We start from the raw sequence: 18,274 nt of genomic DNA, 5'->3' as shown, positions 1-18,274 counted from the left end.
AATGCTGGGTGCGATATTTGAGCGTTTTGTCCAACAGAGTCCAATTAGTGTAATGGTTCGAGGGTTGATGGAACGAGTATTCGCACCAGAAACAATCAACCGGATATTTGAGGAAAACGCTTCATCTCAGTACACTCGAGAACTACTTTTTTCTAGCCTTGTGGAACTAATGAGTTTAGTAGTATGGGGGATTCACCCATCAGTTAGCGGCGCGTATCGTGCAAAAGCAGAAGTTGTGAATGTTAGCCGCACGGCTGTTTACGATAAATTAAACGGGGTGGAAACAAACGTTAGTTCGGCAATTGTAAGGGAAACAGCCATAGGCATGGCAAGTTTAATAGAGTTTGTTGGTGGTAAATCACCACAAATATTAAGTGGATACAAAATCAGAATTCTTGATGGAAACTGCCTTGAAAAAACCGACCATCGTCTCAAAATACTGCGAACAATCGCTGCTGGGGCACTGCCAGGAAAGTCACTAGTAGTTCTTGACCCAGAATTAAGATTGGCAATTAACGTGTTTGCTTGTGAGGATGGTCATGCTCAAGAACGCTCGTTATTTTCCGAGGTACTCAAAACAGTCAAAGAAGGCGAATTATGGATTGCTGACCGTAACATGTGTACCGTGGGATTTTTGTTTGGCTTGCATCAAAGTGGAGCAAACTTTGTGATTCGGGAACATAAATCGATGCCTTGGAAGCCAATCAATCCATTGCAAGCAGTTGGTAGTGTTGAGACAGGAGATTTATTTGAACAAACTGTTAGTTTGAGCGATGCCGGAAAATCGTTGCGGATCAGGCGAGTTGTTTTGAAACTAAAAAAACCAGATCGCAACGGTGAGAATGAAATCGTCATTTTTACAATGCTTCCAACTCCCACTGTTACCGCAGCAGTTGTCGCACAATTATACCGAGAACGCCGCAGTGTTGAAAATCTGTTTCAAACTGTGACGGAAAATTACGAGTGCCAAATTCAAACTTTGGGCTATCCAAAGGCTGCATTATTCTCATTTTGCCTTGCATTAGTTACTTACAACATTTTGGCAACCGTTCGTGGGGTTTTAGCAAGCGTACATGGTGTGGGAAAAATTGATGCAGGACTTTCTGATTACTACATGGTTGACGAAGTACAAAGCACTTATCGAGGAATGATAATTGCGATCGCTCCAGAGCATTGGAGTGTATTTGCCGATTTTGAACTCGAACAGTTTGCCAAATGCCTCCAAGATTTGGCTTGGCGGGTTCGTTTAAAGTCTTTTCTCAAACACACCCGTGCTCCAAAGAAGAAGAAAGACCCTCCAAAGTATGACCCTCAACATCCACATGTCTCGACTGCCAAACTTTTGGCGACTACAAAACAGTCACCTTGACAGGGCTAGAGTTAGGAGTTATGAGTTATGAGTTATTAATTAGGAAGTATGGTAATTGGCTGAACTCAAAACTCTCCACTCAGTACGCAATTAATCGCGTCTCTCCCCACTCCCTACTTTTAACTTTATGTCTAAAAATTTACCCTATATTATTACATCCCCTCAACCCCAAGTTGAGGAAGCTTTTGCCGCTTACCAAACAACCCATCAGTTCTACCACGAAGTTCGGTCACGGTCAGAGTTTCAACGTTATTGTGAATGGTATCATACAACCGCAGAACAAAACCGCCAAGAGCTTAAAAGAATGCGCGGCGAACTGAATATTTTCCAGTGGCTTCGCCGCCGATAAGTGATTTATATGACTTCTAACTCATTTTCACGTAAATGTGCTTTAAACTTTTTAGTAAACTGGACTACAACTGGTAGATTAGCGCTTACGGGTCTGCCTTGCCATTGGGTGGCAATACCTATTACATCGCCTTCTATGCCTTTGATGTCAAAAGGCTGATTGCGATGTTCAGGATGATGATACACTACTACCGAATCTTTAACGCGGACGCGATCGCCAACTTTCATAACAACATTTACACCTAGCATTTGCTTTTCCACAAGTATCTGCTACAAAATATATGATTAAATCGCTTTAAATTTGATTTAATCAGCTATTTTTTGACGCTTCATCGGGGGGTTGCCACGGCAGTTCCTTCTCCTGTGGTCGTCGCTGCGCGTAGCTTGCTTCCCCAGAGGGAAGTCGGCACAACTGCCCAACGAACTCCTCCCCGTTCTAGCGACTGCCGCACGTTTTAGCAATCCGTGCGTACTTTTTTAAGTTTTTTGCAGCGTTAAATAACTATCGCCCTTGCCCTTTGTCTTTACCCCAAAAACAGGGAAATGAAAGGAAATAAGCCGACATCAGATGTGTTTAGTACTTTGACGATATATCTAACCCTTTTATCTTCAGGGTAACTGAAACTTTAAGTCAAGAAATTTTATCCAATTCAGGAAACAGCAGGTTTGCCGCCTTAATCATGAGCTTGCGTTGGATCGGTAATCAATCAATTACTTGGTCAGTCCACTCCCCCTAAGAGCTACACCTACCTAAAAAATCGGGCAATGCTTACAGCCTTCTTAGGGAAAGGGGATTTAGATTAGACCGACGAAAAAGGTTTAACCCAACGGAGTTGAATAGCGATATTAAGAGCGATCGCAGCGATTCCAAACCACAATACACTTTCAAAAGCCAACACCAAAAAAGGCAAAATTGTGCTATCTGAATTCCACCCAAGTTCTATCTGAGTTAATCCGCGCACCAAGCCAAAGGCCAGCACACCACCAGCTTTGAGTTGAGGATTTTGATTTGAGCGGATAATATAGCGGTAAGTGACACCAAATAGCAAACCAATAAAAGTTGCAATTGCACCACTCAGCCACCAATGCCAATTAACATCACTTTGCAGACTTGCGAGTGTCTGAAAATACTTTGCCAGTACTAAAGTATTCAGAAGACTGGCAATCACAAAAGTGAAACACAGAGATAAACCCCCAATTATTGCAGCTTTCAGGGATTCTAGGCGTTCTGCCATCAATTGAATATCTGAAGTTTCGTTCACTTTGCGTCCTTGGGTGAAATTTAATAGTGCAGCGATCGCGCTAACGCTGTTGAAGGATCAACCGCCCAATCCCTGTATGATAAATATTAGAAACCTTTTGTAATTATTTGAAAACTGGGACTATGGAGATTTTGACACTAGGTTGGGTATCCCTGTTAGTTGTGTTCACTTGGTCAATTGCAATGGTAGTCTGGGGACGTAACGGACTATAAGAGGCATCGTGGAAAGTCCATTCTTGAGTATTTTGGCTTTAGTTGCTGTAGTACTGCTGGTAGTAGTGACTGGTGGTATTGGTTATTTGACCCTGGCAGATTGGCGCGATCGCCGTCGCCAAGATGAAGAGAAACGCACCACCCGTAGCGCCACTCCTAAGCGGCGGTAATTCCTTTGCGGTTGAAAAATGTTTTTGTCGGGACACGATATTATCGTGTCCCGACACTATTTTTTATTAGTGTTTCTTGAAAGCGCCCCACTGGTGGCGATCGCCACCAGTTACTGATATAGAGAAACTAGTAAGTACGCTGGCGCGAAAAAAGTCAAGTATGTTAGGAAACGTAAATAAGCTTAAAACCTTTACTAATGACCAATGACAAAGGACAAATGACAGCCTTAGCCAGTTAACTTTAATTGCGCCAACCTACTTACAGCATTTCATACATTCGTCATCAATTGAGCGACCTACTGGGAACGCTTTGAGAAACGCGATAATGCTATGAACTTGTGAAATCTCTTACTTAGGAATAGCAGCATTCTATTTTTATTTTTTTGGCTTGAGATACTCAAAATTTCTCGTAAAAATAATGTGCTTAGAAACCAAGGCTCAAGTAAGTAACGTCTCCAAAGTCTTTTCGGTTCAGACAAAAACCGATACAACCATTCCAAGCCCACCTTTCCCATCCAGCGAGGAGGAGTAGGTATTGCTCCTGCTATATAATCCATACAGGCTCCACTAGTCAAAATAGTGTTGGTATGAATATGTTCAAAATTGTCAAAAATCCAATACTCTTGGCGTGGCATACCCATCCCCACCATTAATACATGGGGTTTGTAAGCATTAATTTCAGCCAGAATAGCGAGATTTTCTGGACTATCTTTATCCATATCAATGTAGCCATGAGCGCAAGCAATCTTTAAACCAGGAAATCTTTGGCACAAAATACTTGCTCCTTTTTCAGCAACTCCTGGCTTTGAACCTAAATAGAATACACGCCAGCCCTTATTAGCAGCTTCCGCCATCAGAGGCCATACCCAGTCAGCATAGGTTACTCTTTGTTCTCGTTTAATTGGAAAACCCAACAGCTTTCCAATTAACACTAGAGGCATACCATCAATATGGGTATATTCTGCCTTGGCATAAAAAGCTTGCATTTTTAAATCATTATGAAAAAGATAAAGACTATGTAAATTGTGATTAGCAATAATCCATTTCTCATTCTTATCAATAGATTCTTCAATCAAGAAATTTAAGTCGGGGATAGAGAGTGCATCGACTTGAACACCAAGAAGCTTATAAGAAAATCGTTTTTTCATCTTTTGTTTTTCTCTTGAGAATTATGAGATGTTAAATCAGTGGTTGAAAAAAATTACAAGTATGTCATTCTCTCTTCTCTCTGTGTTCTCTGCGCCTCTGTGGTTCGTAAAAAAAAAGAGTTTCAGCCCTTTTGTGAACCGTATTGCCTTATAAATGACGAAGGACAAATAACAAGTGACAGCCTTAGTACAACATTTCATTAATTCGTAGCGAATTCTCTGCGCCCCTACCCTACGGGAAGGCGAAGCGCCTATGCGTTTACCTCTGTGCGTTCCTTTGCGTTTAAATTTCAACCCTCAATTGGCCACGATTTTATGCTGCATCTGTACTTAGCCAGTTAGCTTTATTTGCGTCGCTCTACTTACACACAGCCTTTTCAAGAGTGTTTAGGGAGGTATCTTCGAGTTGACAAACAGTTCCTAGCCTCGAAGGGGAGACGCCAAGGGCGATCGCACAGCGTGTCACCCTCTGAGATACATCCCAAGTAGAGTATCAACTCACACCCTTTAAAGAGTGGGTTCCTTCTTCCTTCTGCCTTCTGAATTTCATCATGATTTGCGCAATATTGTGCGCTCTTGCATTCCAGGAATATTTTTCTGTAATTAAGCTATATGCTGTATCTACAAGTGATTGATATTTATCAATATTTGAAGCAGCCTCAAGCACTGTATTAGCGACTTCTTCCCTAGAGTATCCTGTTACTAAAAGATGTTCTAAGTGGCGAAATTCTTCTAAACCTCGCAAGCCTTCCGGTGTTGATATAACTAACTTTCTACTAGCGAAATAATCTAATGCTTTATTGCGAGCGCCACCTGCTACTGCTTGTTTTGAGAATGGCAGTAAAGCAATGTCTGCATATTTAAGATGGGCAATAAAATCTTCTCTTTTAGAGAAAAAGCCTAAAAAAGAAATATTAGAAGGTATTGCTTCTAAAATATCACTACTATCCCTACCAATGACAACAAAATGTACTTCTTTTTGATAATTTTCAATAGATTTAGCAACCTCAATAGCCATTGATACAGACATATCATTAGTTGGAAATTGAAATGTTCTGGGAGCAATAATAACGACTATTTTAGCTGGTCTGAATGCTTGATAAGGGTCTTTATCCGGAAAACATTCAGTATTGACTAAATCTTCATTCACTCCATTGCCGACGCAATAAATTTGCTGTGGAATTTTACCATACCACTGTGAAATTAGTTTAGGAATTGATTCACCTGCGGCAATAATTGGACTACCAGAGAATATCAAAATTCCCTGAGCAATATATGTCTTAACACATTGTGTAAACTCTTTGAAAGGGTTGGCAACTGAAAACAATCGCATCCAGTATTCATACGGCGAAAATGTATGAAAATCTAATATGAGAGAGGAATTACTGTATTTTTGAAGCTTTAGTACAATGAAAGCAGCCAATCCAGGTAGTGTTTCTTGAGCATACACAATATCTGGGCAAAACTCGTCGATGCACTTTTTTATAGCTTGAATATATGAATTCAAGCTTCTTGAACCAATCGAAATAGAAGGTGCATAATTGACAGATAAACAATCTAATCCTAGCTGAAAAACATCAAAATATTCCGTAAGATATTGTCCTAAATAAAAAGGCCTAGTAAATGCACCGAATGGTTGACTGGAATCGAGGGTTGAGACAATTAGTAAGCGTTTACCCATAAAAGGATTACTGATTATTTGAAGATTTAATAATTTGAAATCAGTGCAAGTATTAAAATTTTCAGTTAGTTTGATTGATATCCTCAGAAAAGGTGGGAGAAGTCGCCAAATCCTTGTAACCAATAATTGCTCTGATATAGGGTAAAAACCAGTAAAATATCCAGAATTTTCCAGAGTGTCTGCTACAAAATATAGTCCAGGATTTTAATGGAAATCCTTTAATGTTCAGTATTTTTTTCAAGCGTTCTAATATGTTTAAATTGGTATCTGCCCAACTATTGCGGATAGAATTTTTAGTACAAGTACCAATATATCCAGGGGCTACCCATATTTGACAACCTAATTTACGCGCTCTGAGGGCATAATCTAAATCTCCTAAACTGTGAACGAAAGCTGTATCAATATTGCCAACTTTTGCAGCAACACTTTTAGGAATTAGCACGCAGTTGCCATACATAGCATCACAATTTTGGATAACAGAACTTGGTTCTAAAAATTCAAACTTGTTAGAATACCACTTTTTGGATTTTACTGCTCCTCCATAGGTTGCTCTTCCTGTAATTGAGTCTTTAGTTGAACCAACTACAATTGAGTCTGGATAACCTTGTTCAGCCAAATTTTGGTGAATCTGTAATAATTTATCGACAGCATTGGCTTCCAAAAATGTGTCATCATTCAACCACAAATAATAACTATATTGATTTTTTATGGCTTCACCAAAGGCGAGATGCATTCCTCCTACCCAAAATAAATTGCCATTACCTTGAAGAATTTGTACCTCTGGATATTCTGTTTTGATAGCTTCTGTAGTCCCATCAGAGCTACCGTCATCAGTTAAATAAACATCACAATGATTTTTTTGCTGATATAAAGCTTGTAGACAGGTAAGAGTTGTATTCCGCCTGTTGTAGCAGGTCATAATTACGGCTAGATTTGCTTGCTTCATCTCATTTTCCTCATATAATATCTACAAAAAATTAGTACAACTAATAAAGTCTTACAATATTTTTACAGATTTACCTTCATAATCCGAAGATCTAATTTATACCTTAGATATATTTTTAGATTAGTTTAGAATTTAACCATCTTTTCTATCCAGCCAGTGAAATTAATATCTAAACTAAATTTTTTTAGTTTTTGCTCCAGTCTCCTGACCACCAACATATGTCGATGCCAAACTGATACGCGAGGCATATTAAGTCTGACAACCTCTTGACATAACCATCGATATTTATCTGAATTAATATTGATTTGCTTCAATCTTTTGATTTGTCCATTCCAATCGTTATAGAAAAACAAATTGAAGTAATGAATGGATATAATATCATCCCAATGTTTAATTTGTAGTTCTGTCGATAAACGGTTATGTAAAGGTAATGGATAACTATAATTAGGAGGAAGATGTTCGACGTTTTCTTCCAAGGCACATAAAGTTACAGACAAAACAGATTGCTCAACAAAATAAATACCCTGGGGAGGAGTAATATCCAGACGCATTACTTTTTCAAAGTTCTCTTTCCAAGTTCTAAATATACCTGCACTTCCTCTTACAGCAACCAAACCAGAATTCCAGTAAGCTCGGATTCTTCTATTACCAATTGGTGTATCAACAAATACCTCACCCTTTACCCCCAGCACTTCATATAGTTTTTGCCAGTACCATTCTTGAGGATCTTGCAGACCCGTAGAACCAATTCCTTGACCGTACTCAGGACGTATGCGAACGTTACAACTTCTTGGCAATAACAATTCTGTTGGTTCAGAAAAAAAGCATTTGTCACTATCTAAGAAAACTAATATTTCTGCATCAATATTTTGTTCTGCATAGGCACAAACTAAGGGTTTATTGGCTAAATAATATTCATGAAATTCTCGATTTATAGAAACTTGTTGATGAGTCACCTGCAAGGCTTCAAATGCCTGTTGGGTTTGCTTTGATATTGGTTCACCTACTCTAGGATGAAAACTATATATAGGTGTGTCTCTCAATTTGCCGCAGAATTTACGAATACTTTCTGCAAGCATTAAAGATTGACCTTCTAAACGACCAGGTTCTGTACAAATTATAAATGCTATAGGTATTGACATACTATGAAGTATTTGTTTACTAAGTTAATTACTGAATGAAGATTTATGGTTCTACCGCTCCCCTATGCTGTGGTATGAAAATTCAGGTTTTATCAGAAGCTTTAAAACCTGAAAACCCAGTTATTCTAAATAACACAGTCTATAAGACGAGTTTATTATTAAAGTCCAAAAAAGGAGCGATAGAGGAAGACTTATTTATCATCAATATTTCCTGAAACAAAGCTGAATAACGACGTGCTTGAAGCTCCACAGTGAATTCTTGTTCGGCTTTCTTGCGAGCATAGAATGACAGCTTTTGCAGCCTCTCTTCATTTTCAAGTACCCAGGTAATTCCTTTGGCAAAATCCTCGACTTCATAAGGTTTAGCCAAATAGCCGTTCTGCTGATGATCAACAATATCTTTTAAGCCAGTAGAATTAAACGCCACAACTGGAGTACCACAAGCGAGTGATTCAGAAGCTGTCTGTCCAAAAGATTCTTGAAGAGAAGGTACAAGCATTACATCAGCTGCTGAGTAAACAGTTGCTAAAGATATATCATCGTGTAAGTGTCCTAAATAGTTCGTTTTGAAGCCCAAATCAGGTGGATTTTCGGGTTGAGATGCTCCAAAAATCACAACTTCCAAGTCATCCTTCCAGCCAGATTTACTCAATTCTTGTAAAGCTGGCTGCAACAAATAAAATCCTTTATTTCGATCGCTTGTTGCTTCGATCGCTCCAAAGACGATCAGCTTCTTATCTTGGGGTAAATTCAGTGCTTCTCGTGCAAAATGTTGATTAATCGGCTGATATTTTTGAGTATCTAGTCCGTGGGGAATTACCTCGATTCGGAAGTTCTGGAACAAAGAACTAGAACGAGCGCACTGCGCTAACCAAGAACTTGGTGAAACCAGAGTTAAATTTAAATTTTTCCAAGCTTTTACTTTGCGTTCCCATACCCAACGGGATAAATCCCATTCATTAGCACTATTGAGTTGAGGACAAGCCCCACATGATACTTTGTAGCGATCGCACTCACCAGCTACATGACATCCTCCAGTAAAGTCTCCCATATCATGAAGAGTCCAAACTAAAGGTTGCTTCAGCTTGGTAACTGTTTCTATCTGCATAAATCCGGCCCGAATCCAATGTAGATGGATGATATCGGGAGCAATTCTTACAACTTTAGAACCAACAGTATCTGGCAACCATTGAACAGAAAACGAGCCATTAGTGCGCTTTGGATAAAGCTTTAATGGTAAAGCTTCAAATGTCAGTTTTGCTCGCGCGATGCCTTGAAATAGTCTAATTTCGGGTGCAAGTACTGTTTTGTCATTAGTAATTTTCTCTTGCACCAGCATTTGTGAGTTGACACCGATATGTCTTAACCCTTGATGTAACCTATAGGTAGCACGAGCTGCACCACCATTGATATCAGATGTATTAATCAGTAGAACATTCATTGCTACAAAGTTTTTTGTATTCTCGTGAATAGTTTAGTCTCTGATGCTGTTATGGCTTCACCGCACACTAGAACCTGCACCAGATCAAGTAATAGTTAATAACTACTTAAGCTCTGAATATTCTGTTGAACGCATTTCCAAGTAAGGACGCTGGGACTTTGGCCTTAAATTAACCTGAAGCCAATAACGCCAATGTCTGACACTGGCTTCTGCGTGATGAAACAAGGTTTTTTTCCAAAAAAGGATATCTGGATTAATTGAAGCGACGGTGGGTTTAACTTTAGAAATTCCTAATCGGCCATAGCCGAATGGTAAAAAGTGAGCAGTAAAAGATTTTCTGGAATGCTTCGGATTGACATTTTGAAAAGCACCATGAATTAAATAAGGATGCCAGAACAGAACCGAACCTTTTTCCAGCAACATACTCTGTGGTTGGTAACTCTGTTCTTTTATTAGATTTTGAATGTTTTGGGCATATTCTTCATGATCACTAAACAGTGGAACATCAGTATTTCTAGAAATTACAGAACCCTTGTGGGTTTTAGGAATTACAAAAAAAGCACCTGCATCTTCTTGGATATCTTCAAGTGCATACCAACATGCAACTAGATTACCAGCAGGATCACTGTCTAAATAGTAATGATCCTGGTGAGCTACAGTGCCAGTAGATTTATCAAAGAACATTGTTTGCCATACAATATGTTTTTGTTTATCTGTAAGTGTTCTCAATACCTGAGAAACCGAGTCTGAGCAAATAATACTTGATGCAGATTGACAAAAATCTTTTTGGAATACTAGTTCTATTGGATTAAGAATAGAACGCTCTATAAATCCTTCTTCATTGATGAAAAGTTTTTCTGGTCTATTAGTATCTTGAGAGCGAAAATAATAGCTTTTTGCTCCTTTAAAAGCCTCATATTTCTCAATAAAGTCTGTAATTTTATTTGAAGAAATGGCATTTTTTACAACTACATAACCATTCTCTTTATAGTAATTCTTAATCTCTTGGCTTTCATGAGATAAAAAAGATTGTAACATGATTTTTTCTCCTAAGAATTATTTAAACATGAAACTATTTCGGAAAGCTATTTAAGTAAATTGGTGCGAAAAAATCAAAGTATATTACGAAACATAAATAGCCTTAAAACCTTTACTAATGACCAATGACAAAGGACAAATGACAGCCTTAGCCAGTTATCTTTAATTGCGCCGACCTAGTTACTCACAACTAAGAGTTAAAGATAACGAAGTTGTGAGATACATTAGCCAATTCCAACTAGGAGTTAATAATCGGGCTTCCGAGAAATTTACTATGACAATAATAACTAGTATCTGCATTGGCCAATAATCTTCCGGTTTTTTGGCGACAGAAATAATTCGATTCAATGCCATTACAAAGAACCGGACAAACCCTGCTACAAAAGTCAAAAACCCTAATAATCCTAATTCTAACAATAGTTCTAAAAACCCATTATGAGCATTACTTGCCCAATCATAAGTAGCTCTTAGATTAGATGCTGCATTACTAGTCCAAAATCCCGAAAATCCATAACCTAGCCAAGGTCTTTCCAAAATCTTAGAAACTACTAGCTCCCAGAGATCAGACCGGCCATTAAAAGTAAGGTCTTTACCGGAAGTACCAACTACAATTTCGGCATTATTAAGAAGTAATACTGAAGATACAATTAGCAGCATTAAAGCTGAAGTCATCATAATCACTTGTAATTTATAATTAGTTTGTTTCAGACATTTGTATAAAGGTAAAAGTAATATCATTGTCAACAATATCGTTAAAGATGTTGTTGAACGTGAGAGGATAATTAGACATAGAGATATCCCACATAGTGCCCACATCAACCAGCGATATCCATAACTACTAAGAGCAAGGTGGAAAAAAACTCCTGCACTCCAAGCCATCATGTAACCTAATTCATTTTTATGACCATAAATTCCGCTCCACATATTTACTAATTCAGGCGATTGGTGAATATAACCTGGGATGAATGCAGAAAATAGCATAGATAATAATGCAGCTACACCAAGCGCCCAAGCTATTAGCCTGATTTGTTCCCTAAGGGAATAACGCATTGCCAAATAGATTGCAAGAAAATATATTCGGATTAGACCTCTTAGATACGTAAGACTAGAACTTAGGTCTTCTGACCACAAGAGAGAAAATATAACTATTGCTAGTAAAAAAAAATGTAGCGGACTTCTGGTAGTTACATAAATAAAACCTTTCCAATATAAAATTAGGAAATAAAATAGGATTAAATATGAAACTATATTGAACAAAGTATCTAGCTTATCGCCTCCAAGGGTAGACATGGAAACTTCTTGCGCAGGATGTATTGTTAAAGCTCCTACAGCAATGAGTAATAGCAAGATAGTTAATATTTTTTCTGTTAGTTTTACCTTCATTGCTGAAATTTAATTTCTCTATTAAATTACTACTATAATCACTATTAATTTATTATTGGTAAGTTCAATCTTTTCTTTACTTCCTCTTTAAAAATATCCAGTAAATTTGCTTGATAGACTACTTTCTGCGTCAGATTATCTGCCTCTACATTCCTAACAATAAATGGTGGGTGCTTTAAGGGAAATTCCATTGCTTGCATCGACATATTAATAAACGAAAATTCTTGATTGGAAGTGAAATGAGTTGCATCTGCACCAACACCAACATTAGAAATTAAATTGACATTGGGAATAATGCTTAAGCTACCCTGTATCCAGCAAGCGAATGTCCATTGGTAATCCCAAGTTATACCTGTAGGATTGTCATAAACAGACTGAAATATTCGTTGCCAAGAATTTACTGCTTTCGGGTCTATAAGAATGTTATGCAAAAAGTTTTCTGCTTGTGCCTCTTTCCAGAGTCTGATAGTCAAATCATAATGTTGCCAAGCACGTCTCCAACTTGCCCAACCCCAGCAGTGGTTATAACGAGAAAAATAGTAACTGTAATTTGTACGTTTTCGTCCCAATTGAAGATTTTGAGCAGAGATTGTGGCAATTCTGGTATCGTTTCTATATTTTTCTAGCAGTTCTTCACTAAATCGGAAAAAACTGGGATGAGGGATACAATCATCTTCTAAAATAATTGTCTCTTCAACATTATTAAATACCCAATCTAAACCACTAGACACTCGTTTTGCACAACCTAAGTTGATATTAGAATAATTCTTGATAACTTCGCAGTCCCAATCAACTTTCTCAATAATTGCCCGAGTTGCTTCACACTTTTCTACCTCACTTTCGCGGTCAGTGCGGGGCCCATCTGCAATTACAAAAAGTTTTTTTGGCTTGGCTTGACGAATAGCATCAAAAACTTTCTCTGTTGTTTGTGGACGTTTGAAGATAATAAAAGTTATTGGTGTTTGTATCATAAAAAGGTTAAACAATAAAAATCAATATTTGTAAAATTGAAAGAGCGATCGCACCTGAATCTTAAATATTTTTTGTGTTCTTGGATCAAAGGCGTTACATAGAAAAGTAGCGGCAGCTTGAGATATGATTGTTGCGATCGCAGCCCCAAGTCCCGCATATTTAGGAATCAGTAATAAATTGAGAATAATATTCAGTATTGCCCCAAATAAAGTCTTCCCTAAAGAAACGTTGTTCAAACCTTCAGCGATAAACCAAGGTGATGTTGCAAGACCCATAAAGACAAACAAAGAAGTCCAAATATGAACGGCTAATATTGTTCCTGCTTGTGCATATCCACTTCCAAACATCACCATAATTATCTTGTCAGATAAGAATGTCATTGGAAGAGCAATTGCAAAAGATATACATGTCATTAGACTTAGTAATTGTCCTATTCGCTGATAGTAAAGACTTTCTGATTTCTCTTTAGCTGAGTAAATTGAAGGAGCAACAGAAGAAACAATAGCCCCGGGAATAAAATACCAAATTTCAGAAACACGGACAGCAGCAGAATAAATTCCAACCTCAGTATTTCCGATCATTTGACCTAACATCACCTGATCTATTTTCATATAGATCAGGATAGCAAACCCCGAAAAAATTAGAGGTAAACTCTCTTTCAGAAGAGTTCTAGCAGCAGAAAAACTCCAACGCCATAACCACAACGAAGACCCTTTGACTTGGTAAACAATTAGCAAGCCAATTGCACTCATCGCAAATTCTGCTAATGTTACCCAAGCAAAAGCTAACAATGGTGCTTTTGTTAAAATTAGTGCGATTTTGATGGTACTATTTAGCAGAAATGCTATGTTTTTAGCGATCACAGTGTATTTTGACTGCACCTGTGATTGAAACCATACTTCAATAGTATCAGCCGCCCTAAAAATTCCTGCCATTGCTAATATTGCAACTAGCCATATCTTCAGTGTTTCATGCTCACCTAAGAAAAACATAGTGCTAACTACCAATAAGACAGAAGCAATTCCACCCAAGAATTTTAGCCAAAAAGTAGTTCCTAAAATTTCCTCTTTGTTTGATGATTGACGGACAATATGGCGAACTACTATCTCGTCCAGTCCTAGAGTAAAAATTGGGCTAAACAAGCTAACAAAAGCTAAAGCATAGTTAAAGAGACCATACTGCTGTACTCCTAAGTAGCGTGCTACCCATACTCCTACGACCAAGCTTGCACCCATACGTAAAATACGGTCAGCAAACAACCAACCTGTATTGGTAATAATTGCACGCAGTCCAGATCGAGATTTAAATTTTGATAAATGTTTAATTTTTAATTTACTTAACATTATTTTTAAGAATTAATAATGTGACATTCTGTATCGCCATCAAGATTATGTATTTTTTTAGTTTCATAGATAACAAGTTAACTATATTTATCTTACAGATTACATTATTTATCGTCGGCAATATTTTAAATTTACCAATTATAAAAGTTTTCAATAAATAGCTAATTAATAAAATCATGCCCTTGATTTTCCAAAATAAATTCTGCTCAAACAAAAATATAATTTTCAAATATGAAATAAAATCTTCATATTTTGGATATGGGATTGTTTTTAACTCATTGAGAGATGTGAAAGCCAAGAACAAGGGTGAACTCAAATTATTTTTTTGCAAAATGTAATTAAATAGGGAATTGCGTTTCCAAAATCTCTTGTATTCATAGTTGTTGTCTATGTCTAAAAATTTATTATAATATTGATTATTTTGATGTATTCTATATCTGACTAAAAGTTTAGATATATAAAACTTTTTCGCCCCTACTAAAGAAGCTCCCCATACTAGACAGTCATCAGCCCTTACAGACCAATCTTCTATATATGGAATAGGTAAAACTTTTCTGATTATTTCTCTACGTATTGATAATGTTGAAGTTATGGAGCCAATCCATTCACCATTATATAAAGTTCTGATTACTGAATAACCCAAATCTAAATCAACTGCATGACTTTGGAATATTCCTTCTTCTGCTCCAAATTTTTTATACGCACAAAAGAGAAAATCACATTCACTACATTTCCTATAAAAATTTAAGGCGGTTTCTAGATATTGAATTTCATAAATATCATCGGCATCTAAAAAAAATATAATGTCCCCACTTGCAGCTAAAAACCCTTCGTTAAAGGATGATAATTGTCCTTGATTTTTTGGTTTAAAGATAGATTTCACATTAGCTAATTGAGTAAAATTATTGATTACTTCCGCAGAATTATCTGTGGATGCGTCATCAACAATAATAATTTCATCAAATTTTACCGTTTGATTTAAAACACTATCAATGGCGTCTGAGAGAAATCGTGCGTAGTTGTAATTATTAATTAAACAAGATGTTTTGATCTGATTTTCATCCATACAAAAAGGCCTGAGCAGATAATAAAATAAACAGAAGATTGTTTGGACAAATTTATCCGAGAAGTTAACGCTCTTTAGAAAATTTTGTTAAGCTGCTAGATACTAAATCTTGTTCAATTTGTGGTTTTTTGGTGTCATAAAAATAACTATTAGGTTCATTTTTAGTATTCACACCATTGATGACTATCCCTAAAACCTTCTGACCTGACTGAGTTAAAAATTCTTTAGCTGAATTTGCACTGTTAAGGTCAACCACTCCAGGACGAACAACTAATAAGATACCGTCAGTGAGGGTGCTTAAAACAGCAGCATCTGCTATTCCAGATAAGGGAGGAGTATCAAAAATTACAAGATCATAATCTCTCTCAAAATTACTAATTAATGTTGCCATGCGTTGAGAATCTAGCATTGCTACTGGGTTGGGAGGTAAAACTCCAGAACTAAGAACGTCTAAGTTAGGCATAACTTCTTGTACAGCCGCATCTAAAGAAACTTGTCCAATGATGACATTACTTAGTCCGATCGCATTTGTTAGCCCCCAGATATGATGCTGTATGGGATGACGCATATCTGCATCTACCAATAACACCCGACGCCCCGCCTGAGCCATAGTCACAGCTAAATTTGCAGATACGTCAGACTTTCCTTCTTTGGCAACGGAACTTGTAATTACAATGCTTTTGAGCGGTTTATCAGAACAGAGGAACTTCAAGTTCACTTGTAGTATTTGGTATGCGTTACCAACAGGGAAGTAAGGAATATCTCTGCCAATGATTTTGGGAATAGCTCTATCAAGTCCTGTTATGGAAAAATGATCTTTAGCATTTCTGGCTTGTGTGGGAATCACTCCCAAAACACTGTATCTCAAGACTTCTTTGGCTTCTTTGACAGTCTTCACCGAGCGGTCTATCAAGTCTAAACTAAAGGCGGCAATGATACCTAAGAAAAGACCAACTCCTCCTCCACCAATAATAAACAGGATTTTGCGAGGCCCTTCTGCTTTATCGGGGATTAAGGCATAGGAAATGACACGAGCATTAGGAATCTTTTGGTTCTGTGCAATATCAATTTCTTGGCGTTTCTTTAAGAGTGTTTCGTAAGTTGTTTGAGCTGCTTGTAGCTTGCGTTCTAGCTCTCGTTGGTTCTGTTCTAGCCTTGGCAAATTATTTGCTCGTTTGATGTAAGCATCTCGCTGTTGCAAGAGTGTGCTAATTTGTCTCTCTAGACCAACGCGTTCTGCCTGAGCGCGAGTAATATCTGCAATTAGTCCTTGCCGCAATTCTCCAACCTGTAAACTTCCCTCTGTTATCTGCGCTTTACCCGCTACTTGTCCGATGCGCTCTTTTAGCAAGCTCTTAAGAGCTACGACTTTTTCTTCTAAGTTAGTAATTGTAGGGTGTTCAGGTGCAAAACGAGTCCGCTCTAGTGCCAATTGGCTTTCTGTTTCTTGGAGTTGGATAAGCACTTTTTGAACCCCAGGTGCTTGACTCAAGTCAGATGCGATTACACCTTGCTGTGAATCTACCTGAGCTTCACTGCGTAACTGTTCTAAACGACCTTTGACATCATCTAGTTGAGCTAAAGCTTGAGAAATTTGGTTTCCTAACTTGGAAATCGTATCGACTGCTGCGCTTGCTTCTTGTTCCAAGACAACAACTTTATTCTTTTCTTTAAATAGCCGCAGTTTTGATTCGGCTCTTTTAACAATTGCCTCAGCTTTGGGTACTTCCGTTACCAGAACCTCTTTGGCTGCTAGTGCTTCATTCTGATTAGCCTTAATATTTAGGTCGATATAACTGTCGATTACTTTATTGACTATTTTGGCAGCCAGTTCCGGATCACTACCTTTATAAGAAAGTTGTACAACATCAGTGCCTTTGATTCCTTCTATTTTTAGTTGTTTTGCCAAGTCTGGAATCGACAGTATTTTGCCTTTACTATCTTTGAGCTTGAGGGAATTAATTGTTTTCTCAAACACTGGATTTGATCCAATAACTCTCACCTGAGTTTCCAGTGGATTGTCGTTCATATTCAAAGCTTCTAGGCGTCCTATATCTTCCGGTAAGCCTGTGAGGGAGGAAGAACGATTTGTTTTGATCATCAAACTTCCTTCTGCCTTGTATGAAGGTTTTAGGGAAAATGCATAGAAGCATCCAAGGCTAACAGCTATGCTAAAAATTCCGACTAGAGGTAGCCAACGCCGTTGAACAACTTCTAAGTATTTGTGAATATTTACTTCTTCAAAGTTGGGTAAAGATTCCATCGTCATAATATATACAAAATTTTATAAAAAAGACTATTTTTTGACAGCAGATTTTTATCAGTATTTCCCCAGCATTGGCACTGTAGTCTACTTGCAATGGTCATATTTGCGTTAATTGTCATCTCATGCTTTTTTGCTGAGGTTGTTCAATATCTGAAGTAAACTAATAGTTTTACCAGTGACAACTTGAACTGATATTGCTTGATATTATCCTGAGAACAAAAACACGATAATTCACAACTTTGTCCTTGATTTAGTGGCGTTCCATTTTTTTGGTTAATTAGTGTTTTGTTATTACGAATATAACTATGGATTACTACCCTAACAGTTAACATCGTATTATGTAAAAACACTGATTTTAATAACTTTACAAAGAATTTATGGATAGCAGTATATTCGCTGTATGTTTACTCATTTTGAAAAAACAAGATAGATTAATTCTTTAAGGGCAATGAATAGGGCAATTATGCCAGCCTATAAGCAATACAAC

Annotated in this window: 17 protein-coding genes; 4 read left to right on the top strand and 13 right to left on the bottom strand. The window is 37.5% G+C overall.

All coding sequences use genetic code 11. The features are described 5' to 3' along the window. The first annotated feature begins 1 nt into the window (after window position 1). Complete coding sequence (locus LC605_RS17880) at window positions 2-1,369, top strand: transposase (protein ID WP_229548857.1); 1,368 nt, start codon at window positions 2-4, stop codon at window positions 1,367-1,369. A 127-nt stretch (window positions 1,370-1,496) separates the two neighbouring features. Beyond that, window positions 1,497-1,718: a hypothetical protein gene (locus LC605_RS17875; protein WP_229548856.1), complete on the top strand. Its 222-nt coding sequence runs from the start codon at window positions 1,497-1,499 to the stop codon at window positions 1,716-1,718. 5 nt (window positions 1,719-1,723) lie between these two features. Here the strand turns inward: LC605_RS17875 and LC605_RS17870 are convergent, their stop codons facing one another. Further along, window positions 1,724-1,966 carry a ferredoxin-thioredoxin reductase variable chain gene (locus LC605_RS17870; protein WP_306426869.1) on the bottom strand — a complete coding sequence of 81 codons (243 nt, stop codon included), beginning with the start codon at window positions 1,964-1,966 and terminating at the stop codon, window positions 1,724-1,726. Between the two features lie 551 nt (window positions 1,967-2,517). Next, on the bottom strand, window positions 2,518-2,952 hold the full coding sequence (locus tag LC605_RS17865) for a hypothetical protein (RefSeq protein WP_229548866.1): 435 nt from the start codon (window positions 2,950-2,952) through the stop codon (window positions 2,518-2,520). A 149-nt stretch (window positions 2,953-3,101) separates the two neighbouring features. Here LC605_RS17865 and petN point away from each other — a divergent pair, with 149 nt between their 5' ends. Then, window positions 3,102-3,191 (top strand): cytochrome b6-f complex subunit PetN, encoded by a 90-nt coding sequence (gene petN, locus LC605_RS17860; RefSeq protein ID WP_012408302.1) that lies wholly within the window; start codon window positions 3,102-3,104, stop codon window positions 3,189-3,191. Window positions 3,192-3,199: 8 nt separating this feature from the next. After that, complete coding sequence (locus LC605_RS17855) at window positions 3,200-3,361, top strand: hypothetical protein (RefSeq protein WP_229548855.1); 162 nt, start codon at window positions 3,200-3,202, stop codon at window positions 3,359-3,361. A 296-nt stretch (window positions 3,362-3,657) separates the two neighbouring features. Here LC605_RS17855 and LC605_RS17850 read toward each other — a convergent pair whose 3' ends face one another. The 11 genes from LC605_RS17850 to LC605_RS17800 form a co-directional block, all read right to left on the bottom strand. Continuing rightward, window positions 3,658-4,509, bottom strand: a complete 852-nt coding sequence (locus LC605_RS17850; protein WP_229548854.1) for a WecB/TagA/CpsF family glycosyltransferase — start codon at window positions 4,507-4,509, stop codon at window positions 3,658-3,660. Between the two features lie 493 nt (window positions 4,510-5,002). After that, window positions 5,003-6,190 carry a glycosyltransferase family 4 protein gene (locus tag LC605_RS17845; RefSeq protein WP_229548853.1) on the bottom strand — a complete coding sequence of 396 codons (1,188 nt, stop codon included), beginning with the start codon at window positions 6,188-6,190 and terminating at the stop codon, window positions 5,003-5,005. A gap of 61 nt (window positions 6,191-6,251) precedes the next feature. Beyond that, on the bottom strand, window positions 6,252-7,136 hold the full coding sequence (locus LC605_RS17840) for a glycosyltransferase family 2 protein (RefSeq protein WP_229548852.1): 885 nt from the start codon (window positions 7,134-7,136) through the stop codon (window positions 6,252-6,254). Window positions 7,137-7,261: 125 nt separating this feature from the next. Further along, a complete protein-coding gene (locus LC605_RS17835) occupies window positions 7,262-8,278 on the bottom strand; it encodes a hypothetical protein (protein WP_229548851.1) in 1,017 nt (338 codons plus the stop codon). 139 nt (window positions 8,279-8,417) lie between these two features. Continuing rightward, window positions 8,418-9,719: a glycosyltransferase family 4 protein gene (locus tag LC605_RS17830; RefSeq protein ID WP_229548850.1), complete on the bottom strand. Its 1,302-nt coding sequence runs from the start codon at window positions 9,717-9,719 to the stop codon at window positions 8,418-8,420. 102 nt (window positions 9,720-9,821) lie between these two features. Further along, window positions 9,822-10,757 (bottom strand): phytanoyl-CoA dioxygenase family protein, encoded by a 936-nt coding sequence (locus tag LC605_RS17825; protein WP_229548849.1) that lies wholly within the window; start codon window positions 10,755-10,757, stop codon window positions 9,822-9,824. A 180-nt stretch (window positions 10,758-10,937) separates the two neighbouring features. Then, a complete protein-coding gene (locus LC605_RS17820) occupies window positions 10,938-11,807 on the bottom strand; it encodes an O-antigen ligase (protein ID WP_229548848.1) in 870 nt (289 codons plus the stop codon). Between the two features lie 377 nt (window positions 11,808-12,184). Continuing rightward, window positions 12,185-13,108 (bottom strand): glycosyltransferase family 2 protein, encoded by a 924-nt coding sequence (locus tag LC605_RS17815; RefSeq protein WP_229548865.1) that lies wholly within the window; start codon window positions 13,106-13,108, stop codon window positions 12,185-12,187. Between the two features lie 24 nt (window positions 13,109-13,132). Continuing rightward, complete coding sequence (locus LC605_RS17810; RefSeq protein WP_229548847.1) at window positions 13,133-14,455, bottom strand: flippase; 1,323 nt, start codon at window positions 14,453-14,455, stop codon at window positions 13,133-13,135. After that, the gene (locus LC605_RS17805) at window positions 14,445-15,521 is read right to left on the bottom strand and encodes a glycosyltransferase family 2 protein (RefSeq protein ID WP_229548846.1); all 1,077 of its coding nucleotides are present in this window, start codon (window positions 15,519-15,521) and stop codon (window positions 14,445-14,447) included. The genes LC605_RS17810 and LC605_RS17805 overlap by 11 nt, the downstream gene beginning before the upstream one ends. 64 nt (window positions 15,522-15,585) lie before the next feature. Then, on the bottom strand, window positions 15,586-17,790 hold the full coding sequence (locus LC605_RS17800; protein WP_229548845.1) for a polysaccharide biosynthesis tyrosine autokinase: 2,205 nt from the start codon (window positions 17,788-17,790) through the stop codon (window positions 15,586-15,588). Window positions 17,791-18,274 lie beyond the last annotated feature (484 nt).

This window comes from Nostoc sp. CHAB 5836 (genome assembly GCF_020829445.1).
Classification (GTDB): Bacteria; Cyanobacteriota; Cyanobacteriia; order Cyanobacteriales; family Nostocaceae; genus Nostoc.
The sequence above is the reverse complement of the archived record's forward strand: the minus strand, read 5'-3'. Positions and strand labels throughout refer to the sequence as shown.